This window comes from Kosakonia sp. YIM B13571 (genome assembly GCF_042788095.1).
GTDB lineage: Bacteria > Pseudomonadota > Gammaproteobacteria > Enterobacterales > Enterobacteriaceae > Kosakonia > Kosakonia quasisacchari.
In genome coordinates this window covers 129,799-156,780 of the sequence record NZ_JBHZPL010000009.1, presented here as the reverse complement: position 1 = coordinate 156,780, position 26,982 = coordinate 129,799, and the positions used below count along the sequence as shown (strand labels likewise).

Sequence of the window (26,982 nt, the reverse complement as noted above, 5' to 3'; positions counted from 1 at the left end):
TAATGTTGCAGCAGTGACGCGCCCGCCATTACTGGCGGGGCAGTAAACTTATCAATTCGGGCATTTATACACTTGCGCATTCATTTCACTGGCAGTCGGCACGAGGCTGGATAAGAAGCCTTGTGTTGGGCTGGAGACGCTGTACAACACGTTACCCCCCATTGCCGCCGCCTGGTTACGCAACGCATTCGCCGCGCCACGTAACGAACCACCTTCCTCACCATGTTGGCCAGAGAGCCAGTTGCTCTGCGAACCCGTGGCGGTGCCGAGATATTGGCAGGATGCTGCGGGTTTCTCCTCGACGAAGCGAACGCTCTGCCCGCCGGTGGTCAATTCATTGCTGCTGCTACACCCTGCCAGCAACAGCGAGGCGCCAATAATCCCTGCTAAATGTTTTACGTACATGTTATTCCCCATAATCAATGAGCTGGACGCATGTCGCCCGTGTGTAAACCTTATACTAAAAAGATGACCAAAAGAAAAATGCCGCCATCTCAGGCCGCACAAATTGGGGAAAATAGTGAAAAAAGGGCTGGCGCGAAGTGTAAAAATCCAACCTCACTGAAAGCGGCAGCGATTACGCTACGAAAAAGCGTACCAACGGCCTTAAAAGGTGCCTGGCCAGCTCGTTAAAATCCAAAAACAATACGGCTGAACCATGATCTGATGATGAGCGCGTCCGCAGCACGTGGTGTTCAGTTAACAATAAAAAAAGAGCGGGCCGAAGCCCGCTCTTTTTCGTTGAACTCACGCCAGGTTGCCCTGAACGCGCGTTCGGCAGCGATTACATCATGCCGCCCATACCGCCCATGCCGCCCATACCACCAGCAGCACCTAAGTCCGGCGCGTCGCCTTTCGGCAGATCGGTAACCATGCACTCAGTGGTGATCATCAGACCGGCTACGGATGCCGCGTACTGCAGAGCAGAACGGGTCACTTTAGTCGGATCCAGGATACCCATGTCGATCATGTTGCCGTACTCTTCGGTAGCAGCGTTGTAACCGTAGTTGCCGTCGCCAGCTTTAACGGTATTCGCCACAACAGACGGCTCTTCACCGCAGTTCAGCACGATCTGACGCAACGGAGATTCCATTGCGCGCAGCGCGACTTTGATACCCACGTTCTGGTCTTCGTTCTGGCCTTTCAGCTCAGCCAGTTTGCTGGCTACGCGAATCAGCGCCACGCCACCACCGGCAACCACGCCTTCTTCAACGGCAGCACGAGTTGCGTGCAGCGCATCTTCAACGCGGGCTTTTTTCTCTTTCATTTCAACTTCGGTCGCCGCACCAACTTTGATAACCGCAACGCCGCCAGCCAGTTTCGCTACGCGTTCTTGCAGTTTTTCACGGTCGTAATCGGAAGTCGCTTCTTCGATCTGCTGACGAATCTGAGTCACACGACCCTGAATTGCCGCTTCTTCGCCCACGCCATCGATGATGGTGGTGGTGTCTTTGTTGATCACAACGCGTTTAGCCTGGCCCAGATCTTCCAGGGTCGCTTTTTCCAGTTCCATACCGATTTCTTCAGAAATCACGGTACCACCAGTCAGGGTTGCGATGTCCTGCAACATAGCTTTACGGCGGTCGCCGAAGCCAGGCGCTTTAACCGCAGCCACTTTCACGATACCGCGCATGGTATTCACAACCAAGGTCGCCAGCGCTTCGCCTTCAACATCTTCAGCAATGATCAGCAGCGGTTTGCCTGCTTTCGCAACGGCTTCCAGAACCGGCAGCATTTCGCGGATGTTGGAGATTTTCTTATCAGCCAGCAGGATGAACGGGCTTTCCAGTTCTACTGCGCCAGTTTCCGGCTTGTTGATGAAGTAAGGAGAGAGGTAACCGCGGTCAAACTGCATACCTTCAACCACGTCCAGTTCGTCCTGCAGACCAGTACCGTCTTCAACGGTGATCACGCCTTCTTTACCGACTTTGTCCATCGCTTCTGCGATCAGTTTACCTACGGTTTCGTCGGAGTTAGCGGAGATAGTACCAACCTGTGCAATGGCTTTTGAATCAGAGCACGGTACAGACAGGGATTTCAGCTCTTCAACCGCAGCAGCGACAGCTTTGTCGATACCACGTTTCAGATCCATCGGGTTCATGCCCGCAGCAACGGCTTTCAGGCCTTCAGTGATGATGGACTGCGCCAGTACGGTTGCAGTGGTGGTGCCGTCGCCCGCAGCGTCGTTCGCTTTGGAAGCCACTTCTTTCACCATCTGCGCGCCCATGTTTTCGAACTTATCTTCCAGTTCGATTTCACGTGCTACGGAAACGCCATCTTTGGTGATGGTCGGTGCACCGAAAGATTTATCCAGAACCACATTACGGCCTTTCGGACCGAGGGTAACTTTCACTGCATCTGCCAGAACATTCACGCCGCGCAGCATTTTTACACGAGCGTCATTACCGAATTTTACGTCTTTAGCTGCCATTTTCTTTATTCCTTAAATTCGTTCAGGTTCGCGCGCGCTGTTACGCTTCTACAATTGCCAGAATGTCGCTTTCGGACATGATCAGCACTTCTTCGTTGTCGATCTTCTCAGCTTTCACACCGTAACCATCGTTGAAAATCACGATATCACCCACTTTCACGTCCAGCGGTTGCACAGTACCGTTTTCCAGGATGCGGCCCTTACCGACAGCGATGATTTCGCCACGAGTTGATTTACCTGCCGCAGAACCGGTCAGAACGATACCGCCAGCAGATTTAGACTCAACTTCTTTACGTTTGACGATCACACGATCATGTAACGGACGAATACTCATTGATAGCTCTCCTTTGAGAAAGTCTTTATCAGTTATGGATGACGCCGGGCCACAAACGGTTGTCCGGCTGGTGACCTGAGAGATGGGGTTGGCTTTCTCTCCCTTCAAGGGGGAACAGCAAAAAAATTTGCGAAAATTTATCCGTCCATAAGCCGGCAGGGCTGCAGCAGCCATCAGTAAAACTGATTGTGATAACATCGACGCTCCTGACGATAAGCAGACAAAAGACAATGAGCGGATTAAAACAAGAGCTGGGGCTAGCCCAGGGCATTGGGTTACTTTCCACCTCCTTACTGGGTACCGGCGTGTTCGCCGTTCCGGCGCTGGCCGCACTGGCGGCGGGTAACAGCAGCCTGTGGGCATGGCCGTTACTGATCGTGCTCGTGTTCCCGGTAGCCATTGTCTTTGCCGTGCTGGGCCGTCACTTTCCCAGCGCGGGCGGCGTGGCGTATTTCGTCGGCATGGCCTTCGGCCCGCGTCTTGAACGCGTAACGGGCTGGTTGTTTCTCTCTGTTATCCCAGTTGGATTGCCCGCCGCGCTGCACATTGCCGCTGGTTTCTGGCAAGGCATGTTTGGCTGGCAGGGGCCACAATTATTGATGGCTGAGCTGGGTACGCTGGCGCTGATTTGGTTGCTGGGTACGCGCGGCGCAGGTTCCAGCGCGAATCTGCAATCGATTATCGCCGGGCTGATCGTGGCATTAATTGTGGCTATCTGGTGGCGCGGCGGCATTCGCTTGAGCGATATTCCCTTTCCGCCGATTTCGCAGGTGCCCGTTTCGGCAATGTCAGCTTCGCTGGCGGTGATGTTCTGGTGTTTCGTCGGGCTTGAAGCCTTTGCCCATCTGGCCTCTGAATTCAAAAACCCCGAGCGGGATTTCCCCCGCGCGTTGATGATTGGCCTGTTGATCGCGGGCTCAGTTTACTGGGCCTGTACCGTTGTGGTGCTGCATTTCGATGTCTGGCGCACTCAGGGCGCAGCGGCGTCGCTGCCGGTGATTGTCGTCGAGCTGTTTGGTAAACAAGCTCTGTGGATTGCCTGCATTATTGGCTATCTGGCCTGTTTCGCCAGTCTGAATATCTATATCCAGAGTTTTGCCCGGCTGGTGTGGTCGCAGGCAGCATACAAACCGGAGAGCGCGCTGGCGAAGCTCTCCAAACGCCAGCTGCCCTTGAATGCCCTGAACGCGGTGATTATCTGCTGCATATTCTGCACCCTCGCGATTTACGCCTTCAGCGTTAATCTTGATACGCTGATCATCTACGCGAACGGTATTTTCATCATGATTTATCTGCTGTGCATGCTGGCGGGCTGCCGCTTGCTGAAGGGGCGATTTAAAGCGCTGGCAGTACTCGGAAGTGCGCTATGTTTGCTGCTGTTGGTGATCCCCGGCTGGAAGAGTCTTTACGCGATTTTCATGCTGTTCGCATTGTGGTTGCTGCTGCCAAAGCGCCGCACAACCTCACTTCATTCCACCCAGCTATAAAAAGAAGCCCGGCATTGCCGGGCGTCAGAAATTAGCGATCGTCTTTGTTATCCAGGCGATCGCGCTGATTATCTTTGCGTTGATATTCACCCTCAAATGTCTGCCCGTCAGTACCGCCTGCGCCAGGCCCGCCGCCCGGCATACGGGAAAAACGTAAATGCGGCATCAATTTCAGCGTCAGATGTTTTTGCACCGGTGGCAACAGTAACAACAGACCAAGGAAGTCGGTAAAGAAACCCGGTAGCACCAACAGCAGCCCGGCGATAATCAGCGACACGCTTTTGATCATCTCCGCAGCCGGGCTTTCGCCCGCCGCCATTTTCTGCTGCATCAGCAAAAAGTTCTTAAATCCCTGGTTGCGCACCAGCGACATGCCAATCACCGAGGTGAAGATCACCAAAATCAGTGTCATCAGCACGCCAAAAACATGCGCGACCTGAATAAAGATCGAGATCTCGATGTAAACATATAAAAAGACGGCAATAAACGGTATCCAGCGCACTGGCTTCTCCTGTCAATGAACAGACGCTTCAGAGCGTCTGTCGAAATGGGTTTGCAAATCGCATCCCTACCAAATGGTGGCAAATGCGGAAAATTCAATTTCGCGGCGGTTGTAAATTTTTGTCTGTTACGAAGCGGTGACTTATTTCACATATTATTAATTATGATGCATTGACGGGGATAATAAGTGATCCCGATTACGGCATTTCCTCTCCTTCAGCATATAATTTCAGTCATCCGGCCGATTAAGGGGATAATCGTCGGTCGAAAAAGACACATAACCACATTAATATTGTGTGTTTGGTGTATTCATTCGTAGCTTGAAAAAGAAGGTTCACATGTTAAACAACATTCGTATCGAAGAAGACTTGTTAGGTACCAGGGAAGTGCCAGCGGATGCCTACTACGGCGTGCATACTCTGAGAGCGATTGAAAACTTTTATATCAGCAACAGCAAAATCAGCGACATTCCTGAGTTTGTCCGTGGCATGGTGATGGTGAAAAAGGCGGCAGCGCTGGCGAACAAAGAGCTGCAAACCATCCCGAAAAATATCGCCAACACTATCGTTGCCGCATGTGATGAGGTCCTCAACAATGGCAAATGCATGGACCAGTTCCCGGTAGACGTTTATCAGGGCGGTGCAGGCACCTCCGTGAACATGAACACCAACGAAGTGCTGGCGAACATCGGTCTTGAACTGATGGGCCACCAAAAAGGTGAATACCAGTTCCTCAACCCCAACGATCATGTTAACAAATGCCAGTCCACCAACGACGCCTACCCGACCGGGTTCCGTATCGCGGTGTACGCCTCCATCGTAAAACTGGTTGATGCCATCAAACAGCTCGGCGAAGGCTTCGAAAACAAAGCCGTAGAGTTCAAGGATATCCTGAAAATGGGCCGCACCCAGTTGCAGGACGCGGTGCCAATGACCCTTGGTCAGGAGTTCCACGCTTTCAACGTGCTGCTGAATGAAGAAACCAAAAACCTGCTGCGTACCGCCGAGCTGCTGCTGGAAGTGAACCTTGGCGCAACGGCAATCGGTACGCGTCTCAATACCCCGGACGGCTACCAGCAACTGGCCGTACAAAAACTGGCGGAAGTGAGCAACCTGCCGGTGGTTCCGGCGGAAGACCTGATTGAAGCGACCTCCGACTGCGGTGCCTACGTAATGGTGCACAGTTCACTGAAACGCCTGGCAGTGAAACTCTCTAAAATCTGTAACGACCTGCGCCTGCTCTCCTCCGGGCCGCGCGCCGGGCTGAATGAGATCAACTTGCCGGAGTTGCAGGCGGGTTCGTCCATCATGCCAGCGAAAGTGAACCCGGTGGTGCCGGAAGTGGTGAACCAGGTGTGCTTTAAAGTGATCGGCAACGACACCACCGTCACCATGGCATCCGAAGCGGGTCAGCTGCAGTTGAACGTGATGGAGCCGGTGATTGGCCAGGCGATGTTTGAGTCGGTGCATATTCTGACCAACGCCTGCTACAACCTGCTGGAAAAATGCATCAACGGCATTACCGCCAACAAAGAAGTATGCGAAGGCTACGTCTACAACTCCATCGGCATCGTCACCTACCTCAATCCGTTTATCGGCCACCACAACGGTGACATCGTTGGCAAGATTTGCGCCGAAACCGGTAAGAGCGTGCGTGAAGTGGTGCTGGAACGCGGCCTGCTGACGGAAGCGGAGCTGGATGACATCTTCTCCGCGCAAAACCTGATGCACCCGGCGTACAAAGCGAAGCGTTATACCGATGAAAGCGAACAGTAATTCCGACGGTTAGAAAGACAAAAGGCACGTCCTGAGTGACGTGCCTTTTTCTTTTGGATGGTTACCAAAATATAACAATTCGATATCACTTAGTTAAACAAGGAAGCCAACTATGTTTGCTGCAGAGCTTGTCCTCGTCCTGATTGCTATCTACCTGGGTGCCAGATTAGGCGGCATCGGCATTGGTTTTGCCGGTGGCCTTGGTGTACTGGTTCTGACCCTTTTCTTTCAAATCAAACCAGGCGCTATTCCCTTCGATGTCATAGAAATTATTATGGCGGTCATCGCCGCTATCGCCGCCATGCAGGTAGCGGGCGGTATGGATTACCTGGTGAGCCTGGCGGAAAAGATGCTGCGCCGCCATCCGAAGTACATTACCTTTCTCGCGCCGCTGGTCACCTGGTTTATGACTATCCTCGCCGGCACCGGACACACCGCGTTTTCTACGCTGCCAGTCATTACAGAAGTGGCGAAAGAGCAAGGCATTCGCCCGTCGCGCCCACTGTCGATTGCCGTGGTCGCGTCGCAAATCGCCATCACCGCGTCGCCCATTTCCGCTGCGGTGGTCTTTTTTGCAGGCATCCTCGAACCGCTTGGCGTCAGCTACCTGACGCTGCTGGCTATCTGTATTCCGGTGACGCTGATTGCCGTCATGTTGACGGCGGTAGTCTGTAACTTCCTCGGCTGCGAGCTGAAAGATGATCCGGTGTACCAGGAGCGCCTGGCAAAAGGCGAAGTGAAGCTGCGCGGCAGCCAGGTTTTTGCGATGAAGCCGCATGCCAAACGCTCGGTGCTGCTGTTCCTGGTTGGCATTGTCGCCGTAATGCTTTACGCCACCGCTATCAGCCCTACCGTTGGGTTAATCACCAATCCGGTACTGCCGCGTAACGAAGCGATTGTGGTGTTTATGCTGACTATCGCCACGCTGATTTGCCTGACCTGTAAAATCGACACCGGCGAGATCCTTAACGCCAGCACCTTCAAATCCGGTATGAGCGCCTGTATCTGTGTGCTCGGCGTGGCGTGGCTCGGCGACACCTTCGTGAAACACCATATTGAAGATATCCAGATAGTCGCGGGCGATCTGTTGCATAGCTACCCGTGGCTGCTGGCGGTGGTGCTGTTCTTCGCCGCAACGCTGCTTTATTCACAAGCCGCGACCACCAAAGCGCTGATGCCCGCCGCGCTGCTGCTCGGCGTCACCCCACTGACGGCAATTGCGTCGTTTGCCGCCGTTTCCGCGCTGTTTGTGCTGCCAACCTACCCAACCCTGCTGGCGGCGGTCGAAATGGATGACACCGGTTCAACGCGCATCGGCAAGTTTGTTTTTAACCATGCGTTCCTCGTTCCCGGCGTGATCGCCATCGCCCTGTGCGTCATGCTGGGCTTTGTCGTCGGCGGTATCTTGTTGTAAAGGTCTTAAAATCGGGTCGCCCGGCGGCCCGATCCTCTCACTTCGCGTGGTATAGTCGTTGCTTTCGTGCTTACGAGGTTGACGATGAACACGCCTGACGCCGTTGTTGTACTCTGCACCGCCCCGGATGAAGCCACCGCCCAGGATTTGGCGGCCAAAGTGCTGGCAGATAAGCTTGCTGCCTGTGTCACCCTTTTGCCGGGCGCGACCTCGCTCTATTACTGGGAAGGCAAACTCGAACAAGAGTATGAAGTGCAACTGCTGCTCAAAACCGACGTCGCACATCTCGAAGACCTCTTCGCCAGCATCAAATCGCACCATCCTTACCAAACCCCGGAATTACTGGCTTTACCCGTCACCCACGGAGATTACGATTACCTCTCATGGCTCAACGCATCTTTACGCTGATCCTGCTGCTGTGCAGCACATCCGCTTTTGCGGGCTTATTCGACGCGCCCGGTCGCTCCAGTTTTGTGCCCGCCGACCAGGCGTTTACCTTTGATTTTCAGCAACATCAGCATGATTTAACGCTCAACTGGCAAGTTAAAGAGGGTTACTACCTTTATCGCCAGCAAATTCGTGTCACCCCGACACAAGCAACCCTTGGCGCGTTAACGCTGCCAAAAGGGGAGATGCACGAAGATGAGTTCTACGGCAAAACGGAAATCTACCGCAAGCGCCTGCACCTGCCGCTCGATATCAACGCGGCGGCAAAAGGCGCGACGCTGACCGTCACCTATCAGGGCTGCGCCGATGCCGGGTTCTGTTACCCGCCTGAGACCAAAGTGGTGCCGCTGATGGAAGTCGCGGCGGCTACACCGGTAAATGCGCCACCAGCCGCAACGCAGGAAACGACGGAAAATCAGCTCCCCTTCTCTGCCCTGTGGGCACTGTTGATCGGCATCGGCATCGCGTTTACGCCTTGTGTGCTGCCAATGTACCCGTTGATTTCCGGCATTGTGCTTGGCGGGAAACAGCGTCTTGCCACACCGCGCGCGCTGCTGCTGGCGTTTATCTACGTGCAAGGGATGGCGCTCACCTATACGGCGCTGGGGTTGGTAGTCGCGGCGGCGGGCTTATCATTCCAGGCGGCGCTGCAACATCCGTATGTGCTGATTGGCTTGTCGGTGCTGTTCACCCTGCTGGCGCTGTCGATGTTCGGCCTGTTTACCTTACAGCTTCCTTCTGCGCTGCAAACCCGTTTAACCCTGTGGAGCAACCGCCAGCAGGGCGGCTCCGTGGGCGGGGTATTTGCCATGGGTGCAATAGCTGGGTTGATTTGTTCGCCCTGCACCACTGCGCCATTAAGCGCGATCCTCCTCTATATTGCGCAAAGCGGTAACCTGTGGCTCGGCGGCGGCACGCTCTATCTTTACGCGCTGGGCATGGGCTTGCCGCTGATCCTCGTGACTGTGTTTGGCAATCGTCTGCTACCAAAAAGCGGGCCGTGGATGGAGCAGGTCAAAACCGCTTTTGGCTTTGTGATCCTCGCCTTGCCGGTCTTTCTGCTGGAGCGCGTGCTCGGTGAAGCGTGGGGGCTGCGACTGTGGTCGCTGCTCGGCGTGGCGTTTTTCGGCTGGGCATTTATCACCAGTCTGGGTGCGAAACGCGCATTTATCCGCGTGCTGCAAATCGCGCTGCTCGGCGCGGCGCTGGTCTGCGCGCGTCCGTTACAGGATTGGGCGTTTGGTGCCCCCACCGCGCAGACGCATTCGCCGCTGGCGTTTACCCCTATTTCAACCGTCGACGACCTGAACCAGGCACTGGCGCAGGCCAACGGCCGCCCGGTGATGCTGGATCTCTACGCCGACTGGTGCGTGGCGTGTAAAGAGTTTGAGAAGTACACCTTTAGCGACGCGAGCGTACAGGCGGCGCTGAAAGATACCGTGTTATTGCAGGCCAACGTAACGGCCAACAATGCGCAGGACGCCGCGCTGTTGCGCCATCTCAATGTGCTGGGTCTGCCAACGATTCTGTTTTTCGACGCGCAAGGCCATGAGCAACCGGCAGCGCGGGTGACCGGGTTTATGGACGCCGCTGCGTTCGCCGCGCATTTGCGCAATCGCGCCCCATAAACAACACTTTGTGGGGGAATTCGCTTCAGATAACGGAGGATATCACCGTGCAACGCGAAGACGTTTTGAGTCAAACTTTGCAATTACTTGAATTAAGAGGGATTGCGGACACCACTCTTGAAATGGTTGCCGAGCGCATCGACTATCCCATCGATGAGTTCCGCCGTTTCTGGCCAGACAAAGAGGCGCTGCTGTATGACGCGCTGCGTTATCTCAGCCAGCAGGTGGATATCTGGCGCAGGCAACTGCTGTTAGACGAAACGCTCAGCAATGAGCAAAAACTGCTGGCTCGCTACGGCGCGCTAACCGAGTGCGTCAGCAATAACCGCTATCCGGGTTGCTTGTTTATTGCCGCCTGCGCCTTCTTCCCGGATCCTGCGCACCCGATTCACCAACTGGCGGACCAGCAAAAGCGCGACGCACATGACTTCTCGCATCAGTTGCTGACGCAGTTAGAAGTGGACGATCCGGCGATGGTGGCGAAGCAGATGGAACTGGTGCTGGAGGGTTGCCTGAGCCGGATGCTGGTTAACCGCAGCCAGGCCGATGTCGATACGGCCCAGCGGCTGGCGGAAGATATCCTGCGTTTTGCCCGCTGCCGCCAGGGCGGCGCGCTGACTTAAGCCTCCAAAAATCCCGCCCAGGCGGAAAGCAACAGGCACAGTGCCATCACTCGCTGAAACCAGAGCAGCGATGTGGTGGTGCGAAACAGCCGGTTGACCGCCTTGCCGAGCAGCGTCCACGCGCTCAGGCACAGCAATGAGATCAGCAAAAACCACAGCGACATCAGTGACACTTCGCGCAGTGGATGCGCACCGTGCGGAGCAAACAGGCTGACCACTGCCAACGCCATCATCCAGGTTTTTGGGTTAATCAGTTGCAACAGCGCCGCTGCACGGCCGCTAAAGGGTCGCTGCGCTTCGCTCTGCAAATCGGCAGCAGGTGCGCTAAACAATTGCCAGCTCATCCAGCTTAACCACAACGCGCCCGCCCAGCTCATCATCTCGCGCACCAGCGGGTAACTGCGCAACACTTCGCCCGCTCCCACGCCGGAAACAAATACAATCACGCTGGCCGCCACGCAGGCGCTCACCACCGCAGGCAATGTCGCTTTGATACCGAAGCGCTGGCTGCTGGTCAGAATCAAAATGTTGGTTGGGCCGGGGGTAATTGACGCCACAAAGGCGAAGAGTAAAAACGGCAGATAGCTATAAAACAGGTTCACAGGCAGGCTCCTTATCAATGAGCCTTAAACTGTCGCGTTATTTGCCGTCGTCGTCTGGAAGATTTGTGCACAGCCTGCGGTAGTGCGCTGGCGAGAGGCGGTACGCGCGCTGAAACCAGCGACCAAGATGGCTTTGATCGGCAAACCCCAGCGCGGCAGCAACGCCTGCTGGCGTCTCCCCTTTCGCCAGCTGCGAACGCGCAGTAGCAAGCCGTAACTGGATAAGCCAGGCGTGCGGGCTTAAGTGGAACTCGCGTTTAAAACAGCGTGTCAGTGTAAAACGGTCGGTTCCCGTTTCCCGCGCCAGATCCGAAAGGCCAACGTTATCGCCAATGTGCGCATGCAGATAATCACGCGCACGGTGTGCAATGGCTGTGCTTTGCAATTGCGACGGCAGCCGTTTGCGCCACTGGCAATGGTGCGTAAGTTGGCTGAGCAGCCCATCCATGGCGCTTTGCTGGACAATGCGCATCTCTTCGCTGTGCAGCGCGTAAAAGGTGTGCGCAATCGCGCGGATCAGTTGCGGTTCCCTGGCGATAGTGTGGGAAAAATGCAGTGAATAGCTGGACGGTACCGATTCATACAGGCCGCGTAACGTGTCGCTGAGCCAGCGGTCATCAAGGTAAAAGGTCAGATAGGTAAACCCGCCTTCTACCGGGGCGTCGCCATCGTGGATCTCGCCCGGCTCAAGCAAAAAAGCATCACCCGGCGTGCTGCGGTGGCGCTCCCGTCGGCAGTGAAACTGCTGCGTACCGGAAAGTGTAATGCCCACCAGGTAGCTGTCGTGCCAGTGCGGATCGTAAGCGTGCCCTTCAAAATGAGCACGGATGGTTTCAATTCCCGTGTCCGCGTGTTGCCGCAGTTCCAGCCAGTCTTTCGCCATATCAACTCCAAAATTCCACCGGAAATTAGCATTCATCTCCTAAAGGTAAAAGTCTGGAAGATTTGTGCAATGGTCGATTTGTGCCGTGCAATTGTTCAGATTGCCGTAAAGTTGAGCAACTGGATAGAATTGAAGGAAATAAAGTTGACGCCTTAAGACGATTAAGGTTTAATGCGCCCCGTTGCCCGGATAGCTCAGTCGGTAGAGCAGGGGATTGAAAATCCCCGTGTCCTTGGTTCGATTCCGAGTCCGGGCACCACTTATTCAGAGAACCCGCCCAAAAGGCGGGTTTTTGCTTTTGGGGATTCGGACTCTCCAGCGAACTGCGTTCGATTATTCGCCCCACATGTTTGTTAACCGGCCCTGCCACCCTGCGGGCCTCCACATCACTGGAATGTTTTCGCCACACACAACTCTTCATTGCTCTCTCCTGTCACGCCAGTTTGTTCTGCTGAAAAGCGCAGCGCCTTGTTTTTCCCGGCAATCGCGTCAATAGTGTCTTTTTTCCTGAAACGGATATTCCTATGGTTAAGAGCGTGAGTCGCGCCTCGCTGTCTGCGGCGGCGCTGGTGCTGTTAGTGATCCTTATCTATACCGGCTGGTTTGCCAAAGACCGGGTGACCTGGCTGATGGAAGTGGTTCCGGTAATGATTGTCGTGCCATTGCTGCTCGTCACCTGGCGCCGTTATCCGCTGACATCTCTGCTGTATGGACTGATCTTTTTCCATGCCATTATTCTGATGGTCGGCGGAATGTATACCTACGCTAAAGTCCCGGTTGGTTTTGATGTGCAACATCTTTTAGGGCTGAGCCGTAACCCCTATGACAAACTCGGTCACTTCTTCCAGGGGCTGGTGCCAGCGCTTGCAGCCAGAGAAATTCTCCTGCGCGGGCAATATGTGCGGGGCGGGAAGATGCTCGATTTTATCGTCTGCTGCATTGCGCTGGCGATTAGTGCCACCTACGAATTAATTGAGTGGTGGGCGGCGCTGGCAATGGGCCAGGGCGCGGACGAGTTTCTCGGCACCCAGGGCGATCCCTGGGATACCCAGTCGGATATGTTCTGTGCCCTGCTTGGCGCGCTGACTACGGTGCTGTTACTGGGACGCTGGAACAAACGGCTGCTCAACGCCTAAGACAAATTGCGGCGAAGACTGGAGCCAACGGTGTTCGCCGCCTATACTCCGGGCATTACCCCCAACGCCCACACACTTATGACCACGCAACTTCTCACCCGCGACTGGCGCTTGCCCGCCGCCGTTATCCTGCTGGCGGTGGTACTGGCTGTCGCCTTCACATTACATGCGCACTGGGCGGCCTTTTTGCAATGGTGCCTGGCAACGCAAATCACCCTGCACCGCTATCTGGTGATGTATTTGCTGCAACTGAACAACCACCAGTACAGCGGCGGTTTATGGCTGCTCACCGGCGCTTTCTTTTATGGCGTGCTGCACGCTATTGGCCCTGGTCACGGCAAATTTATCGTTACCGCCTGGCTTAGCACCAACAACGAAAGCCAGACCGCGGCGCGGGTCATTCCCGTGCTGGGCAGCCTGATGCAAGGCGTCAGCGCCATTTTGTTCGTCTTTATTCTGGCGGTCGGTTTCAACCTTGCCGCAGGCGATCTCAGTGAAAGTCGCTGGTACGTTGAGAAAATAAGCGCGGTGATGATTGGCGGTTTTGGTGCGTTTGTCGTCTGGAACGCCCTGAAAAGCCTGAAGCCGCGCAAGCTGGCAATCCGCTCGCTTACCCCCGCGCATCAGCACGACGCTCATTGTGGTTGTGGCCACCACGGCGTTGGCGTTAGCACGCAAGGCGACTGGAAAACGCGTCTCGGCGTGATCCTCGCTATCGGCGCGCGTCCATGCAGCGGTGCGATCATGATTTTGCTCTTCGCCAATGCACTCGGCATCGTAACTTGGGGCATTGCTGCGGTGATGACCATGGCCACCGGCACTGCGCTGTCGATCGCCGGGTTGTCGCTGGCGGTGCGTTATGCGCGTAACAGCACGGCGGCGTTTTTTGGCGGAGAAGCAAGCACGTTACACAGGTTCGTTCCGGCGTTGAAAATTGTCGGTGGCGCGGCGCTGATTCTGTTTGCAGTGGTGCTGTTTTTAACCGTTATTCCGGTAAGCGCGAACGGGGATTATATTGCGGCGGGATGTTAAAAAATCCCGGATGACAGCGCCATCCGGGATAGTCATTACTCGTTTATTTTTGGATGTTGCTGCACCAGGCGCGTACGCTTTTCCTGCAACTGGGCGATCTCTTCATCGATGTCTTCGATTTTTTGCTCAATGTTATCGTGATGCTCCTGCAAGATTTCCCGCGCTTCCTGCAAATCCGACGCCGCCGGGGTCGCCCCTTTCAGCGGTAAGTTCGCCGTCTCTTTCATGGTCAGGCCGGTAATCAGGCCAATCACCGCCACAATCATCAAGTAATAGGCAGGCATGAGCAGGTTAGCCGAGCTTTCCACCAGCCATGCTGTCAGCGTCGGCGTCAGACCGGCGATCAAGATAGAGATGTTGAACGCGCTCGCCAGCGCACTGTAGCGAAGATGTGTCGGGAACATCGCCGGTAACGTTGACGCCATCACCCCCGTAAAGCAGTTCAGCACCACCGCCAGCATCAGCAGACCGGCGAAGATCAGGCCAATAATGTTGCTGTTAATCATAATGAAGGCCGGGATCGCCAGCACAAACAGCGCAATACTACCCAGAATGACAAACGGACGACGGCCAAAACGGTCGCTTAACAGCCCCATCACCGGCTGTACAAACAACATACCAATCATGATAGCAATGATGATCAGCACGCCGTGATCTTCGGAATAGTGCAGGTTATGCGACAGGTAACTTGGCATGTAAGTTAGCAGCATGTAATAGGTCACGTTGGTGGAAATCACCAGACCAATACAGGTCAGCAGGCTGCGCCAGTGTTTAGTCGCAATCTCTTTAAACGAGACTTTCGGCCCCTCCTGCAATCCCTGGCGATCGCCCTGCTCCAGTTTGTCGACGTGCTGCTGGAATGCCGGAGTCTCTTCAAGCGCATGGCGCAGATAGAGTCCAATTAACCCCAGCGGCAGCGCCAGGAAGAACGGGATACGCCAGCCCCAGTCGAGGAAGTTATCCTCACCGACAATGGTAGAAAGCAGAACCACTACGCCCGCGCCGAGCACAAAACCGGCGATGGAACCGAAGTCCAGCCAGCTACCCATAAAGCCGCGTTTTCGATCCGGCGAGTATTCGGCGACAAAGATAGATGCCCCGGTGTATTCGCCCCCAACCGAGAAGCCCTGCGCCATCTTACACAGCAGCAGTAAAATCGGCGCCCAGATACCAATGGTGGCATACGACGGGATCAGACCAATACAGAAGGTGCTGACGGACATGATCACTATCGTTATCGCGAGGATTTTTTGTCGGCCGTATTTATCGCCCAACATGCCGAAGAACAGGCCGCCTAACGGACGAATCAAGAACGGAACGGAGAAGGTCCCAAGCGCGGCAATCATCTGTACGCTGGGGTTTGCATCGGGGAAGAACACCTTACCAAGGGCGTAGGCCACAAAGCCGTAAACGCCGAAATCAAACCACTCCATGGCATTACCCAACGATGCGGCAGTAATCGCTTTACGCAACTTGCCATCATCAATAATGGTCACATCACGCAAGGTGATGGGCTTAATTTTTTTCCTTTTTAGCATGCATCTATTCCTCTTTAGACTTTCGCCCTGAACCGCCCGGCGTACTCTCCCTGCCAGGCGTTTTAAATGGCTTTTCAGCCTTCCAGTTCAAGCGTAGCAGGTTTACTTACACGGGCTGTTTAAAGCCTGTACAACCGAACCTGTTGACGCCTGTCGGGCAGTGAATGGCCTTTTTACCCTAACAGGGTTTAAAAATGTGATCAAATTCACACCCTTTTCCTCCGCAATAATCCTCCTCACAGTTTTCACTCTTTTTTCACCGCCGGGAATAAGAAACATCTAATGCTAAGCGGGCTGAAAAAGCATCGGTAATAACCCACGTTATTATGATCTAACTTCTTTATCCCACATATTTCGTCACAACTCATTTACAGCAAAAATAAATAATCAAACCTCAGATTATCTTTACGAAAAATATGTGATCAATGTAACTAAAACATTGTTTCATTCTTATTGAATAGATATTCCATTGATCAGATGATAGCGACATAAACCCGCAACACGGTGCAATGCAATGTCTTTATGATGCGGAAACCAGCGGCAATCAATAGCGAATGCCCTGCCTAAGAAATTCTTTAATGAATTGAAAATATTCACTTTTAATTTTTAGCTTTCCTCGTTCATGGTAATGACGAGCAGTGAGGATTTATTATGAAAATCAAGGCCACGATAGAACGCATTCCTGGCGGGATGATGCTGGTACCGCTGCTGTTAGGCGCAATTTTGAATACGCTGGCACCGGATACAGGTGCTTATTTCGGCTCATTCACAAAAGGAATGATTACCGGCACTGTACCCATTCTCGCCGTGTGGTTTTTCTGTATCGGCGCATCCATTGATTTACGCGCTACCGGCACCGTTTTACGTAAATCCGGCACGCTGGTGCTCACCAAAATCGCCGTCGCTTGGGTAGTGGCGATGATCGCCGCATCGTTTATTCCGGATACCGGCATCCAGACCGGATTCTTCGCCGGGCTTTCCGTGCTGGCGCTGGTGTCAGCCATGGATATGACCAACGGCGGCCTGTACGCGAGCCTGATGAACCAGTACGGCAGCAAAGAGGAGTCCGGTGCGTTCGTGCTGATGTCGCTGGAATCTGGCCCGCTGATGACGATGGTGATCCTTGGCTCCGCGGGTCTGGCATCCTTTGAGCCACACCACTTTGTTGGCGCCGTGCTACCGTTCCTGATTGGTTTCGCGCTGGGTAATCTTGACCACGATTTACGCGCTTTCTTCAGTAAAGCAACGCCGGTGCTGATCCCGTTCTTCGGCTTCGCGCTGGGTAACACCATCAACCTGAGCGTCATCATACAAACCGGCCTGCTGGGCATCTTCCTCGGCGTTGCGGTGATTATCATCACCGGTATTCCGTTGATTATCGCCGACCGTGTAATTGGCGGCGGTAACGGAACGGCAGGTGTGGCGGCCTCTTCTGCGGCAGGCGCGGCGGTGGCGAACCCGGTGATTATCGCGCAGATTAACCCGGCGTTCGAACCGGTTGCCGCCTCCGCAACCGCACTGGTAGCTGCGAGTGTAATCGTGACGGCTATTCTGGTGCCGATTATCACCGCGCTGTATGCGAAACGCTTCGGTGATGTGCCGCAAGCGAAAGAAAAAGCGGAGAACCCCGTCGAATCGACAGGACACTAAAGGTGTTCGAACAAAAAAGCCCGGTCAGGGGCTTTTTTGTTGCCAGTAGAAAACCGCATCCGCCGCGCGCGATCAGCAACAGATGTTGGCTTTGACATGCTCTCACGTATGACGGGGAGAAAATGCACCTTACGTGTTTTGACTAACCCTTTCACCGCTACTCAATGCCATCTTTATATATAAAAGGCGAATGTTTACAGGTGTAAAAGCGGGTTACTCGCCAAATACTTCATCCACCATCGCCGTCGCGATGCGTGTCGCTGAACAGAGTCGCGGCATGCCCAGCGCCACTGTTTGCCAGCTCTGGGTGACAGACCAGCAGATCGGGTGGCGTTCAGCATCACACCAGTCGCCAAGCCAGCCGAGTAAATCTTTATAGTCCATCAATCCTGGCGTTGAGGGTGTCGCCAGCCATTGGTGGTAGAAATGTCGGGTCGCCGGAGAAGCATTAATACCCTGCGCCAGAAAATCGGTAGCCATGGCACGCAGATTATCTTTCAGCATCTTCGCCACACCTTCATTCGCCAGACGGCAGGCGTCACCAAACGCCCCCCAGCGCAACTCTTCCAGCGCGATGTAGCAGCGCCCGGCCATCGACCAGCCGTTGTAATTCCCGGCGCGCCAGTGGACAAAAACTTGTTCGCTATGGTTCCCCGCCTGTACTGCCAGCCCGCGCTGAGTCAGCGCTTTCTCTTTCCACGCGGCGCGTTGGCTAAAATGATCAACCAGCTCGTCATATTGCTGCTGCACACCAGGTGTCGCGTTGGCAGGACGGCGCTCCGCTTGTTGCAACGTCGCCAGCCGCTCGGTAATACGCGTTAATGCCAGATACCCCGGATCAAGCATGCTGGCCAGTTTTTCCGCCAGCCCCAGGCGCAGCGCATCGTTCTCATTTAATACGCCAGACATCGCCCACGGGCGCAGCTGCGTTTGCGCCATGATTTCCTGCGTCAGCCGCTCACGGAACAACTGCTGTTGGGGCACAATCGGCGTCTGGCGCGGCGCATCGACACCCTGCACCAAATCCACGATAAATTTCGGATGAATACACTCAAGTACGCGTCCGGGCCCGTCCAGTAGTTGATTTTTCATGGTTGATCCGCCGCGAAGAGAGTTTGAATATCATCGCGTAACAGGCGTGCGTCTTCATGGATCCAATTGGCCGTACTGATGCTGTGCTGCAACTGCTGGCGCAACGCCAACACTGACGATTCGTTCTGCTGCCGTATCGCCAGGCTGTCACGCAAACTTTCCTGTAGTCCCGCGAGACTTAACGAGAACTCGGCGAAAAATGTCGCCATTCCCGCCGTCACAGAAACATCGACCTGCGCGTTCAAAGCTTTACGGATTTGTTCACAAAAATGAGCAACATGGTCGATAAGTTTCTTATTTAACGCCGTAAGGTCGATCACATAGCGGGTACGCGTTGCCACATAATCGTCCCACCCCCAACTGGGGTTATTCAGCCAGCGCGACACGGTTTCCCGCACGCTACCGCCGCGCGGCGCCTGCCCGGCGGGCAAATCTTGCGGCGCTATCACATTGGTAAACAACGAACGGGCGTTAAAGTTGAGCGCGCTCGCCTGGAAAGCAGGAAAACTGATACGCGCACGAAAACCCGCATGCGTAAGTTCCTCTTTAATACGCGTCTCAATCGGGCGCATCGCATCGTTCAACGAGCGCGCCAGCGTGTTTTCCAGTTCGTCGAAACGCTGCGCCAGCTCACGGCTGATGCGCTCCTGCGCCGCGACTAAAATCGTCTCACACACCGAGCGAATTTTACTGAGCGCAACCTGCGCCTGGCCTTCATTTTCCAGCACCAGTTGCCCCGGCGCGAAATGTTCATCAAAACGTAAATCAGCCTGGCTTTCTCTGACCATTGTCATGAGCTGACCATCATGGAACCAGGCATCAATAGCCTCAGTGATTTCAAATTGTTGACCATGGATATAGATCTCGGCTGCGGCGAGCGCCTCTTCCACTTCGTGTTCAATTTCATCGCTCACCCCCTCCTGGCAGCTACGCAGTAGCGCCATGTCCTCTTCCAGCCGGGAAATATTTTGCTCCAGCTTTTCATAAGCCACCGTTAATCCCTGGTAGCGAAAATCGAGGTACTCGCGGGCGCTTTGGGTGTAGTTCAGCAATTTATGCGACGCCGAACGCAGCGCATAAAGCGAGGCGTTAGCGTGTGCGGCATGCAGCAGTGTGCGAATGGGTTTTTCAAATAACGAATCTTCCCACAAGAGATCGGCGGCGTGGCGGATATGCTCAATATCGTCCAAATCGGTGTGGCGCCAGCGGCGTCCGAGTGCGGCTTCGGCGAAGTCCTGCACCCAGCGCTGTTCCTGCGGATCCGGCAAACGTCCCTGATGCTGCAGTTCGTGACGGGCGCGGTTCGCCAGATAACCCCACATTGATGAAACCGGGAAAATCTGTGCCGGGTTGATGTTTCCTTTCATTAACGTGCCGGAAATCAACACTTTGACCTGTTCTTCATCGTCGCTGTTGCGATCTTTCTGATCGAATTTATTCACCAGCGCATACAGCGGCACCGAACGGCCGACAGAGGAGATTGCGCGGCGCACTTCCTCATCAGAAATGGATTTAAGCTGTGTGTAGTCCATCACCGCCAGCACCGCCGAGGCGCGCGCAAGTTGCTCGCTGAGCATTTTTTGCAGATGCGGCTGCCCGGCTTCATTCGGCCCTGGGGTATCCAGCAGTGTCAGTTGGCCCAGCTGATTATTCAGCCCGGCCAGATGCACAAACTCCACCTCAATCACCGGAATGTGTTCAATCGCCGCATACGCGGAAAAAGGAAAGTCCACATCCAGCGCTTTGGAAAGGCGTACCAGATCATTCAGGCTCTTCAGGCAATGGAAGATCGGCTCTGCGCCCAGATAGTGCTTATCAAAAGCATCGCCTTGCGCAATACGATCCAACAGCGCGGCCATGTCTTTATCGATTTCAATTTTTTGCGCCAGCTTTTCACGGTTGTAATTAAAGAGCCGCGTCTGAAGCTGTTGCGCAAGCGCGTCAATGGGCCCCACGTGAGAAAAGTGCAGCACCGGCTCTTTCTGACCCGGCGTATGGCGAATGAGGGTTGGCAGCGCGGTCATCGGCCGATTGCGGTTGGGTAGCACTTCTGTGCCGACAATCGCGTTAATGGTGGTCGACTTTCCTGCCTTCATGGTACCGACAATTGCCAGCACCATTTCCAGCCGGGTAATTTTCCGTAATTCGTTATGCAGCGTCGCCTGCTGCGCTTCAACGCCACGCGCGCTGAAATGCAACGGCAAAACATTGGCGTTTTCCGCCTTACCGGTCGCGTTCGTCTCATCAAACGTCGCCGTCGGTATTTTTTTTAAAGCCTGGAGATTGTGCAAGGAAAGTTGTAACAGTCTTTCTGCTTCCTGGCTTAATTCAAAAATTGTTTGTGTGTGCATGTCAAAAGTCTTTCCTTAACGCAAATTTTCTTACTTTTATTTAGCCGGAATGTTTTATTAGTGAAGTTTCGGCTTTTATAATTACGTGTGGAAAATATCTTCGAAAAGATAAATACCTGATGATACTCAGGAAAATATATATTTTTTTTCTCAAAAAATGACAGCGGCGCAACTCCGGTGATAAAAACCAGAGAGTTTCAGCTTAGCTCATTTTCAGGAACAACCAGAATATATCATCATTTATTTACCCACCCAATTTGAGAGGTAATTACCGCCATTGCTGGCAGCGTAGCAGGCATGACAGTTTGGGTTCGAATAACACCAGATACTACACGCCACCTTATCTGAATTAGTAAATGCTGGCAATTTCCACCAGAAAATAATCTAAATAACTGGCATAAGCATTTACTCATCATGTTTCAGGGATAAGCATCGCTTAACCGAATGACAGGTTATGTCACTACTTTCATCTTTTTATGTTTTTTCTGAAAAAAATAATAACAACGGCAATTGTACGGTTTTGCTGTATAATCGCAGCCTTTCTGGCGCTGAGCCTTTTGTGCGGTTTACCCCGCTCTGTATGTACTTTCGAGGAACTCTCTATGCAACTTCCCCACTGCCCAAAATGTAATTCCGAATACACCTATGAAGATAATGGCATGTTCATTTGCCCGGAATGCGCTCACGAGTGGAACGATGCGGAACCTGCTCACGATGCAGATGAATTAATCGTCAAAGATGCTAACGGTAATCTTTTAGCCGACGGTGATAGCGTTACCGTAATTAAAGACTTGAAAGTAAAAGGCAGTTCTTCAATGTTGAAGATCGGCACCAAGGTAAAAAATATTCGTCTGGTCGAAGGCGATCATAATATTGATTGTAAAATCGACGGCTTTGGCCCAATGAAACTCAAATCTGAATTTGTTAAAAAGAATTGATGTTTTGGCGGGAAGTTTTTGCTTCCCGCCTGGTTTACTTTTTCCCGCAACGCCTACACTTAATGGCAGATTTCGTTACCCGAGGTAATGATTATGCCGCTCAATCCCTACATCTCTTTTTCTGGTCAGTGCGAACAGGCCATCGAGTTTTACCAACAGGCACTCCATGCCGAATTAACCTATAAGATAACATTTGGCGAAATGCCTAAGTCCCCGCAAGAGAGCAATAACGATGAAGGTTGCGCCGCGGGCCAGGCTTTTGCCGATAATGATATTGCCCATGCGAATTTACGCATTGCCGGTAGCGAAATAATGATGAGCGATGGCCGGCAAAACAGCGGGGATTACAGCGGTTTTACCTTAAGCCTCGCCACTCAGGATCTCGCGCAGGGCAAAGCCTGGTTTGATGCGCTTGCCGCTGACGGGCATATCACTATGCCGTGGCAGGAGACGTTTTGGGCGCACGGCTTTGGCATGGTGACCGATAAATTCGGTATTCCCTGGATGGTGAATGTCGCCAAAGCGCCACCCAACGCTTGATCCCCTCTTTAAGAAGGAGCCAATGGCTCCTTCTTTATTTCCTGCGGTTTTTCTTATTCGCCAAGATTCATCCTCGCGCAATCATCGTATAACCCAAATGCAACATTTGCGCTTCACGATAAGACCACTTTTTACCTGGCCCGCGGAGCTACAATGAGCATGCACTTGTCCAGACATCCGACCAGTTACCCCACGCGCTATCAGGAAATCGCCGCAAGGTTAGAGCAGGAGCTGCGCAGTAGCTATCGCTGCGGCGACTGGCTACCCGCCGAACAGCAACTGGCGACGCGTTTCGAGGTTAACCGCCACACATTACGCCGCGCGATTGATCAACTGGTGGAAAAAGGCTGGGTACAGCGCCGCCAGGGTGTTGGCGTGATGGTGCTGATGCGCCCGTTCGATTACCCCCTCAATGCACAGGCGCGCTTTAGCCAAAACCTACTCGATCAGGGCAGCCATCCCACCAGCGAACGTCTGCTGGCGGTGCTACGCCCAGCGTCTCAACACGTCGCCGATGCGTTAGGTATTCAGGAGGGCGACAACGTTATCCATCTGCGCACTCGCCGCCGGGTGAATGGCGTGGCGCTGTGCCTTATTGATCACTATTTCTCCGACATGCAGTTGTGGCCGCTGTTGCAGCAATTTGACAGCGGTTCGCTGCATGATTTTTTACGCGATCGGGCCGGTGTCAGCCTGAAACGCACCCAGACACGCATCAGCGCCCGCCGCGCACAAGTCAAAGAGAGTCGCTGGCTGGAGATCCCCAATATGGCGCCGCTGCTCTGCGTGCGCACCCTTAACCATCGTGAAGGCGAAATCAACGCGACGGAATACTCCGTCAGCCTGACCCGCGCCGACATGATTGAATTCACCATGGAGCACTGAATGCATTTTGATACGCCAACCCGACAGCGCTGGATGGCCGCACTCGCGCACTCCACGCCGGAGATGCTGAGCGGCCGAATGCGCACACTCGGGCTCGCCCCGGAATATGAACAGGTGCGCGCCCCGCAGACAGGCCTGGTACAGATCCAGGCACGCATGGGCGCGACCGGTGAACGTTTCTTTCCCGGCGACGCCACGTTAACGCGGGCAGTTGTTCGCCTCGAGTGCGGCACGCTCGGTTTTAGCTGGGTGCTCGGGCGCGATAAAGGCCACGCCGAACGCTGCGCTGTCTGTGATGCGCTGTTGCAGGATCCTTCATATTTCCAGACGTTAATGGAAACCCTTATTACCCCGCTGGAAGCGGACCACGCCGCGCGCCTCACTGCGCGCCAGGCCGAAGTCAACGCCAGCCGGGTCGACTTCTTTACGCTGGTTCGCGGAGATAACGCATGACCTTACAACCCGCTTTCGCTTCGGCGGTTCACGATGCCCAACACTGTTTTCGCCGTCTGTTAAAAGCCATGAGCGAGCCGGGCGTGATTGTCTCGCTGCCGCAGTTAAAACATGGCTGGCCGCCGCTCAACCCGGCCACCACCAGCGTATTGCTGACACTTGCCGATAACGACACGCCAATTTGGCTTTCCGCCGCCGTGGATAACGACATCGTGCGCCAGAACCTGCGCTTTCATACCAATGCGCCGCTGGTCGATCAACCGCAACAGTCACTGTTCGCCATTGCCGACAGCACCCTGAGCGCCGAGCAACTGAGCGTGCTGCCGAGCGGCACGGATATCAGCCCGGAAAGCAGTGCGACCCTGATTTTACAGCTACCGGCGCTGAGCGGCGGGCGCATGCTGCGCCTGACCGGGCCGGGCATTCTGGAAGAACGCATGATTGCCCCGCAGTTGCCGGAGTGCATTACCGATGAGTTTACCGACCGCCCGCATTCGTTCCCGACAGGCATCGACGTGATCCTGACCTGCGGCGAACGCGCGCTGGCAATACCCAGAACCACGCTGGTGGAGGTGTACTGATGTACGTTGCTGTCAAGGGGGGCGAAAAAGCCATCGCCGCTGCCCACGCGCTGCAGGAGCATAAACGCCGTGGCGACGCGGAGTTAGCGGAGCTGAGTGTTGCGCAAATCGCCGACCAGTTGCACCTGGCGGTCGATCGCGTAATGACCGAAGGAGGCATTGCCGATCGGGAACTGGCAGCGCTGGCGTTAAAACAGGCGAGCGGCGATAACGTCGAAGCCATCTTTCTGCTGCGTGCTTACCGCACCACGCTGCCGCGCCTGGCCGTGAGCGAACCCATCGACAGCGCGAAAATGCGTTTAGAACGCCGCATCTCGGCGGTTTACAAAGATATTCCCGGCGGCCAATTACTTGGCCCCACTTACGATTACACCCATCGCCTGCTCGATTTTACCCTGCTCGCCGAAGGTGAAACGCCGACGCTCACCACGCGCGAAGAGCAGCAGGACGCCGCACCGCATGTTTTCAGTTTGCTGGTTAATGAAGGGCTGGCAAAAGCCGAAGAAGATAGCGGCGCAATCCCGGACGACATTACCCGTAATCCCCCGGTTTACCCCTGTTCGCGCTCTTCGCGTTTGCAACAACTGGCGCGCGGCGACGAGGGTTACTTGCTGGCGCTCGCTTACTCTACCCAGCGCGGCTACGGTCGCAACCACCCGTTCGCCGGCGAGATCCGCAGTGGCTACATCGATGTGGAAATTGTGCCAGAAGAGCTGGGTTTTGCGGTAAACGTCGGCGAACTGCTGATAACCGAATGCGAAATGGTCAATGGCTTTATCGCACCGCAGGATGAACCACCCCACTTTACCCGCGGCTACGGGCTGGTGTTCGGCATGAGCGAGCGCAAAGCGATGGCGATGGCGCTGGTGGACCGTGCTCTGCAAGCCGCTGACTACGGCGAGCCGATTAAAAGCCCGGCGCAGGACGAAGAGTTTGTGCTGGCGCACGCGGATAACGTTGAAGCGGCGGGCTTTGTCTCGCACCTGAAACTCCCCCACTACGTTGATTTCCAGGCGGAACTGGATTTGCTCAGACAACTGCAACAGGAGAAACGCCGTGGCTAACGCGCTGACCGGTTACAACTTTGCTTTTCTTGATGAGCAAACCAAACGCATGATCCGCCGCGCGCTGCTCAAAGCGGTGGCGATCCCCGGTTACCAGGTGCCGTTTGGCGGGCGCGAAATGCCGATGCCCTATGGCTGGGGCACCGGCGGCATTCAGCTCACCGCCAGCGTGATTGGCGAAGATGACGTGCTGAAAGTGATCGACCAGGGCGCGGACGATACCACCAACGCCGTCTCAATCCGCCAGTTCTTTACCCGCGTTACTGGCGTGGAAACCACCGAGTGCACCGCCGACGCCACGCTGATTCAAACACGCCACCGCATTCCCGAAACGCCGCTCAAAGAAGACCAGATTTTGATTTACCAGGTGCCGATCCCGGAGCCGCTGCGCTTTATCGAGCCGCGTGAGACAGAAACCCGCACCATGCACGCGCTGGAAGAGTACGGCGTGATGCAGGTGAAGCTGTATGAGGACATTGCGCGTTTTGGCAACTTCACCACTCGCTATGCATGGCCGGTAAAAGTAAACGAGCGCTACGTGATGGACCCGTCGCCAATCCCGGCGTTCGATAACCCGAAAATGCACATGATGCCCGCCCTGCAACTGTTTGGTGCCGGGCGTGAAAAGCGTATTTACGCCGTGCCGCCCTACACACAGGTGGTGAGCCTCGATTTTGAGGATTACCCCTTCGCGCCGCAAAAGTGGGATCAGCCGTGCGCCATTTGCGGTTCAATCCACAGCTATCTCGATGAAGTGGTGCTGGATGATACCGGCACGCGCATGTTCGTCTGCTCCGACACCGATTATTGCCGCCAACAGAGCGAGGCTTTACGCAAATGACCCAACCGCTGCTTTCGGTGAATCACCTTTCCCATCTTTATGCGCCAGGCAAGGGTTTTCAGGATGTCTCTTTCGATTTGTGGCCGGGCGAAGTGCTGGGCATTGTCGGTGAGTCTGGCTCTGGTAAAACCACGCTGCTGAATGCCATTTCGGCGCGCCTGGTGCCCCAGCACGGCACCATCACTTACCAGGCGCGCGATCTCTATGCGATGAGCGAAGCCGAACGCCGCCGCTTGCTGCGCACCGAGTGGGGCGTGGTACATCAGCATCCGCTGGATGGTCTGCGCCGCCAGGTTTCCGCCGGTGGCAATATCGGCGAACGTCTGATGGCAACAGGGGCGCGACATTACGGCGATATCCGTGGCCGCGCCGAGCAGTGGCTCAGCGATGTTGAGATCCCACCCTCGCGCATTGACGACCTGCCGACCACCTTTTCCGGCGGCATGCAGCAGCGCCTGCAAATCGCCCGTAACCTGGTCACTCGCCCGAAACTGGTGTTTATGGATGAGCCCACCGGCGGGCTGGATGTTTCAGTACAGGCGCGTTTGCTCGACCTGCTGCGCGGCCTGGTGGTGGAGATGAACCTTGCCGTGGTGATGGTGACCCATGATTTGGGCGTCGCGCGGCTGCTGGCAAACCGCTTGCTGGTGATGAAACAAGGTCAGGTGGTGGAAAGTGGGTTAACCGATCGGGTGCTCGACGATCCGCACCACCCTTACACCCAATTGCTGGTCTCCTCGGTATTGCAAAATTAAG

At 54.7% G+C, this 26,982-nt stretch carries 26 protein-coding genes and 1 tRNA gene; 18 read left to right on the top strand and 9 right to left on the bottom strand.

The features are described from left to right. Window positions 1-51: 51 nt before the first annotated feature. The 3 genes from ACFX4O_RS18880 to ACFX4O_RS18870 all read right to left on the bottom strand — a co-directional run bounded on the left by ACFX4O_RS18880 (window position 52) and on the right by ACFX4O_RS18870 (window position 2,765). Entirely contained in the window at window positions 52-405 is a 354-nt protein-coding gene (locus ACFX4O_RS18880; RefSeq protein ID WP_131407181.1) for a DUF4156 domain-containing protein, read from the bottom strand. Window positions 406-784: 379 nt separating this feature from the next. Beyond that, the gene (groL, locus tag ACFX4O_RS18875; protein WP_131407179.1) at window positions 785-2,431 is read right to left on the bottom strand and encodes a chaperonin GroEL; all 1,647 of its coding nucleotides are present in this window, start codon (window positions 2,429-2,431) and stop codon (window positions 785-787) included. A 40-nt stretch (window positions 2,432-2,471) separates the two neighbouring features. Beyond that, window positions 2,472-2,765, bottom strand: coding sequence for a co-chaperone GroES (locus ACFX4O_RS18870; protein WP_007372708.1), 294 nt, complete (start codon window positions 2,763-2,765; stop codon window positions 2,472-2,474). A 230-nt stretch (window positions 2,766-2,995) separates the two neighbouring features. Here ACFX4O_RS18870 and yjeH point away from each other — a divergent pair, with 230 nt between their 5' ends. Then, complete coding sequence (gene yjeH / locus ACFX4O_RS18865) at window positions 2,996-4,252, top strand: L-methionine/branched-chain amino acid transporter (protein WP_380210229.1); 1,257 nt, start codon at window positions 2,996-2,998, stop codon at window positions 4,250-4,252. Window positions 4,253-4,283: 31 nt separating this feature from the next. On the opposite strand, the gene ACFX4O_RS18860 is transcribed toward yjeH, so the two are convergent. Next, window positions 4,284-4,754, bottom strand: coding sequence for an FxsA family protein (locus ACFX4O_RS18860; protein ID WP_131407173.1), 471 nt, complete (start codon window positions 4,752-4,754; stop codon window positions 4,284-4,286). Between the two features lie 337 nt (window positions 4,755-5,091). Between ACFX4O_RS18860 and aspA the strand changes: the two genes are divergently transcribed. The 5 genes from aspA to ACFX4O_RS18835 all read left to right on the top strand — a co-directional run bounded on the left by aspA (window position 5,092) and on the right by ACFX4O_RS18835 (window position 10,640). Then, window positions 5,092-6,528 (top strand): aspartate ammonia-lyase, encoded by a 1,437-nt coding sequence (gene aspA / locus ACFX4O_RS18855; protein WP_380210227.1) that lies wholly within the window; start codon window positions 5,092-5,094, stop codon window positions 6,526-6,528. A gap of 112 nt (window positions 6,529-6,640) precedes the next feature. Beyond that, window positions 6,641-7,942 (top strand): anaerobic C4-dicarboxylate transporter, encoded by a 1,302-nt coding sequence (locus ACFX4O_RS18850; RefSeq protein WP_380210225.1) that lies wholly within the window; start codon window positions 6,641-6,643, stop codon window positions 7,940-7,942. A gap of 84 nt (window positions 7,943-8,026) precedes the next feature. After that, a complete protein-coding gene (gene cutA, locus ACFX4O_RS18845; RefSeq protein WP_380210223.1) occupies window positions 8,027-8,350 on the top strand; it encodes a divalent cation tolerance protein CutA in 324 nt (107 codons plus the stop codon). Next, on the top strand, window positions 8,326-10,017 hold the full coding sequence (locus ACFX4O_RS18840) for a protein-disulfide reductase DsbD (protein WP_380210221.1): 1,692 nt from the start codon (window positions 8,326-8,328) through the stop codon (window positions 10,015-10,017). Before cutA ends, ACFX4O_RS18840 begins: the two co-directional genes overlap by 25 nt. Before the next feature lie 47 nt (window positions 10,018-10,064). Beyond that, window positions 10,065-10,640: a transcriptional regulator gene (locus ACFX4O_RS18835; RefSeq protein ID WP_131407163.1), complete on the top strand. Its 576-nt coding sequence runs from the start codon at window positions 10,065-10,067 to the stop codon at window positions 10,638-10,640. Here the strand turns inward: ACFX4O_RS18835 and ACFX4O_RS18830 are convergent. Together ACFX4O_RS18830 and ACFX4O_RS18825 are read right to left on the bottom strand one after the other, a co-directional pair. Beyond that, window positions 10,637-11,242, bottom strand: a complete 606-nt coding sequence (locus ACFX4O_RS18830; protein ID WP_380210219.1) for a LysE family translocator — start codon at window positions 11,240-11,242, stop codon at window positions 10,637-10,639. The two genes, ACFX4O_RS18835 and ACFX4O_RS18830, sit on opposite strands and share 4 nt — an antisense overlap. Before the next feature lie 37 nt (window positions 11,243-11,279). Then, window positions 11,280-12,125, bottom strand: coding sequence for an AraC family transcriptional regulator (locus tag ACFX4O_RS18825; RefSeq protein WP_131407159.1), 846 nt, complete (start codon window positions 12,123-12,125; stop codon window positions 11,280-11,282). A gap of 183 nt (window positions 12,126-12,308) precedes the next feature. Here ACFX4O_RS18825 and ACFX4O_RS18820 point away from each other — a divergent pair. The 3 genes from ACFX4O_RS18820 to ACFX4O_RS18810 all read left to right on the top strand — a co-directional run bounded on the left by ACFX4O_RS18820 (window position 12,309) and on the right by ACFX4O_RS18810 (window position 14,293). Beyond that, window positions 12,309-12,384, top strand: a tRNA-Phe gene (locus tag ACFX4O_RS18820). 265 nt (window positions 12,385-12,649) lie between these two features. Next, window positions 12,650-13,261: a DUF2238 domain-containing protein gene (locus ACFX4O_RS18815; RefSeq protein WP_380210217.1), complete on the top strand. Its 612-nt coding sequence runs from the start codon at window positions 12,650-12,652 to the stop codon at window positions 13,259-13,261. 78 nt (window positions 13,262-13,339) lie between these two features. Next, window positions 13,340-14,293: a nickel/cobalt transporter gene (locus tag ACFX4O_RS18810; protein ID WP_380210254.1), complete on the top strand. Its 954-nt coding sequence runs from the start codon at window positions 13,340-13,342 to the stop codon at window positions 14,291-14,293. Between the two features lie 35 nt (window positions 14,294-14,328). Here ACFX4O_RS18810 and proP read toward each other — a convergent pair whose 3' ends face one another. Next, window positions 14,329-15,831, bottom strand: coding sequence for a glycine betaine/L-proline transporter ProP (gene proP / locus ACFX4O_RS18805; protein ID WP_131407155.1), 1,503 nt, complete (start codon window positions 15,829-15,831; stop codon window positions 14,329-14,331). A 651-nt stretch (window positions 15,832-16,482) separates the two neighbouring features. On the opposite strand from proP, the gene kdgT reads away from it, so the two are divergent. After that, window positions 16,483-17,481 (top strand): 2-keto-3-deoxygluconate transporter, encoded by a 999-nt coding sequence (kdgT, locus tag ACFX4O_RS18800; RefSeq protein WP_380210214.1) that lies wholly within the window; start codon window positions 16,483-16,485, stop codon window positions 17,479-17,481. Between the two features lie 213 nt (window positions 17,482-17,694). On the opposite strand, the gene ACFX4O_RS18795 is transcribed toward kdgT, so the two are convergent. After that, window positions 17,695-18,573 (bottom strand): diguanylate cyclase regulator RdcB family protein, encoded by an 879-nt coding sequence (locus ACFX4O_RS18795; protein ID WP_380210212.1) that lies wholly within the window; start codon window positions 18,571-18,573, stop codon window positions 17,695-17,697. Continuing rightward, window positions 18,570-20,924, bottom strand: a complete 2,355-nt coding sequence (gene crfC, locus ACFX4O_RS18790; RefSeq protein WP_380210210.1) for a clamp-binding protein CrfC — start codon at window positions 20,922-20,924, stop codon at window positions 18,570-18,572. The genes ACFX4O_RS18795 and crfC overlap by 4 nt, the downstream gene beginning before the upstream one ends. Window positions 20,925-21,526: 602 nt before the next feature. Here crfC and ACFX4O_RS18785 point away from each other — a divergent pair. The 8 genes from ACFX4O_RS18785 (at window position 21,527) to phnK (ending at window position 26,981) form a co-directional block, all read left to right on the top strand. Next, window positions 21,527-21,862 carry a zinc ribbon domain-containing protein YjdM gene (locus ACFX4O_RS18785; protein WP_017459520.1) on the top strand — a complete coding sequence of 112 codons (336 nt, stop codon included), beginning with the start codon at window positions 21,527-21,529 and terminating at the stop codon, window positions 21,860-21,862. A gap of 93 nt (window positions 21,863-21,955) precedes the next feature. Further along, a complete protein-coding gene (yjdN, locus tag ACFX4O_RS18780) occupies window positions 21,956-22,402 on the top strand; it encodes a VOC family metalloprotein YjdN (RefSeq protein WP_131407147.1) in 447 nt (148 codons plus the stop codon). A gap of 159 nt (window positions 22,403-22,561) precedes the next feature. Beyond that, entirely contained in the window at window positions 22,562-23,287 is a 726-nt protein-coding gene (phnF, locus tag ACFX4O_RS18775; RefSeq protein WP_380210252.1) for a phosphonate metabolism transcriptional regulator PhnF, read from the top strand. Beyond that, window positions 23,288-23,740 (top strand): phosphonate C-P lyase system protein PhnG, encoded by a 453-nt coding sequence (gene phnG, locus ACFX4O_RS18770; protein ID WP_380210207.1) that lies wholly within the window; start codon window positions 23,288-23,290, stop codon window positions 23,738-23,740. After that, window positions 23,737-24,321: a phosphonate C-P lyase system protein PhnH gene (gene phnH / locus ACFX4O_RS18765; RefSeq protein ID WP_131407143.1), complete on the top strand. Its 585-nt coding sequence runs from the start codon at window positions 23,737-23,739 to the stop codon at window positions 24,319-24,321. The genes phnG and phnH overlap by 4 nt, the downstream gene beginning before the upstream one ends. Then, window positions 24,321-25,385 (top strand): carbon-phosphorus lyase complex subunit PhnI, encoded by a 1,065-nt coding sequence (locus ACFX4O_RS18760; RefSeq protein WP_380210205.1) that lies wholly within the window; start codon window positions 24,321-24,323, stop codon window positions 25,383-25,385. Before phnH ends, ACFX4O_RS18760 begins: the two co-directional genes overlap by 1 nt. Next, window positions 25,378-26,226: an alpha-D-ribose 1-methylphosphonate 5-phosphate C-P-lyase PhnJ gene (locus tag ACFX4O_RS18755; RefSeq protein ID WP_380210203.1), complete on the top strand. Its 849-nt coding sequence runs from the start codon at window positions 25,378-25,380 to the stop codon at window positions 26,224-26,226. The genes ACFX4O_RS18760 and ACFX4O_RS18755 overlap by 8 nt, the downstream gene beginning before the upstream one ends. After that, a complete protein-coding gene (gene phnK / locus ACFX4O_RS18750) occupies window positions 26,223-26,981 on the top strand; it encodes a phosphonate C-P lyase system protein PhnK (RefSeq protein ID WP_131407138.1) in 759 nt (252 codons plus the stop codon). The genes ACFX4O_RS18755 and phnK overlap by 4 nt, the downstream gene beginning before the upstream one ends. Window position 26,982 lies beyond the last annotated feature (1 nt).

What these genes read in the sequence shown, in the direction of transcription:
- ACFX4O_RS18850 (WP_380210225.1), top strand. Translation starts at nt 6,641, where the DNA reads ATGTTTGCTGCAGAGCTTGTCCTCGTCCTGATTGCTATCTACCTGGGT.
- aspA (WP_380210227.1), top strand. Translation starts at nt 5,092, where the DNA reads ATGTTAAACAACATTCGTATCGAAGAAGACTTGTTAGGTACCAGGGAA.
- groL (WP_131407179.1), bottom strand. Translation starts at nt 2,431, where the DNA reads ATGGCAGCTAAAGACGTAAAATTCGGTAATGACGCTCGTGTAAAAATG.
- ACFX4O_RS18760 (WP_380210205.1), top strand. Translation starts at nt 24,321, where the DNA reads ATGTACGTTGCTGTCAAGGGGGGCGAAAAAGCCATCGCCGCTGCCCAC.
- ACFX4O_RS18870 (WP_007372708.1), bottom strand. Translation starts at nt 2,765, where the DNA reads ATGAGTATTCGTCCGTTACATGATCGTGTGATCGTCAAACGTAAAGAA.
- crfC (WP_380210210.1), bottom strand. Translation starts at nt 20,924, where the DNA reads ATGCACACACAAACAATTTTTGAATTAAGCCAGGAAGCAGAAAGACTG.
- cutA (WP_380210223.1), top strand. Translation starts at nt 8,027, where the DNA reads ATGAACACGCCTGACGCCGTTGTTGTACTCTGCACCGCCCCGGATGAA.
- ACFX4O_RS18785 (WP_017459520.1), top strand. Translation starts at nt 21,527, where the DNA reads ATGCAACTTCCCCACTGCCCAAAATGTAATTCCGAATACACCTATGAA.
- phnF (WP_380210252.1), top strand. Translation starts at nt 22,562, where the DNA reads ATGCACTTGTCCAGACATCCGACCAGTTACCCCACGCGCTATCAGGAA.
- phnK (WP_131407138.1), top strand. Translation starts at nt 26,223, where the DNA reads ATGACCCAACCGCTGCTTTCGGTGAATCACCTTTCCCATCTTTATGCG.
- phnH (WP_131407143.1), top strand. Translation starts at nt 23,737, where the DNA reads ATGACCTTACAACCCGCTTTCGCTTCGGCGGTTCACGATGCCCAACAC.
- phnG (WP_380210207.1), top strand. Translation starts at nt 23,288, where the DNA reads ATGCATTTTGATACGCCAACCCGACAGCGCTGGATGGCCGCACTCGCG.
- ACFX4O_RS18810 (WP_380210254.1), top strand. Translation starts at nt 13,340, where the DNA reads ATGACCACGCAACTTCTCACCCGCGACTGGCGCTTGCCCGCCGCCGTT.
- ACFX4O_RS18840 (WP_380210221.1), top strand. Translation starts at nt 8,326, where the DNA reads ATGGCTCAACGCATCTTTACGCTGATCCTGCTGCTGTGCAGCACATCC.
- ACFX4O_RS18825 (WP_131407159.1), bottom strand. Translation starts at nt 12,125, where the DNA reads ATGGCGAAAGACTGGCTGGAACTGCGGCAACACGCGGACACGGGAATT.
- ACFX4O_RS18795 (WP_380210212.1), bottom strand. Translation starts at nt 18,573, where the DNA reads ATGAAAAATCAACTACTGGACGGGCCCGGACGCGTACTTGAGTGTATT.
- kdgT (WP_380210214.1), top strand. Translation starts at nt 16,483, where the DNA reads ATGAAAATCAAGGCCACGATAGAACGCATTCCTGGCGGGATGATGCTG.
- yjeH (WP_380210229.1), top strand. Translation starts at nt 2,996, where the DNA reads ATGAGCGGATTAAAACAAGAGCTGGGGCTAGCCCAGGGCATTGGGTTA.
- proP (WP_131407155.1), bottom strand. Translation starts at nt 15,831, where the DNA reads ATGCTAAAAAGGAAAAAAATTAAGCCCATCACCTTGCGTGATGTGACC.
- ACFX4O_RS18815 (WP_380210217.1), top strand. Translation starts at nt 12,650, where the DNA reads ATGGTTAAGAGCGTGAGTCGCGCCTCGCTGTCTGCGGCGGCGCTGGTG.
- ACFX4O_RS18880 (WP_131407181.1), bottom strand. Translation starts at nt 405, where the DNA reads ATGTACGTAAAACATTTAGCAGGGATTATTGGCGCCTCGCTGTTGCTG.
- yjdN (WP_131407147.1), top strand. Translation starts at nt 21,956, where the DNA reads ATGCCGCTCAATCCCTACATCTCTTTTTCTGGTCAGTGCGAACAGGCC.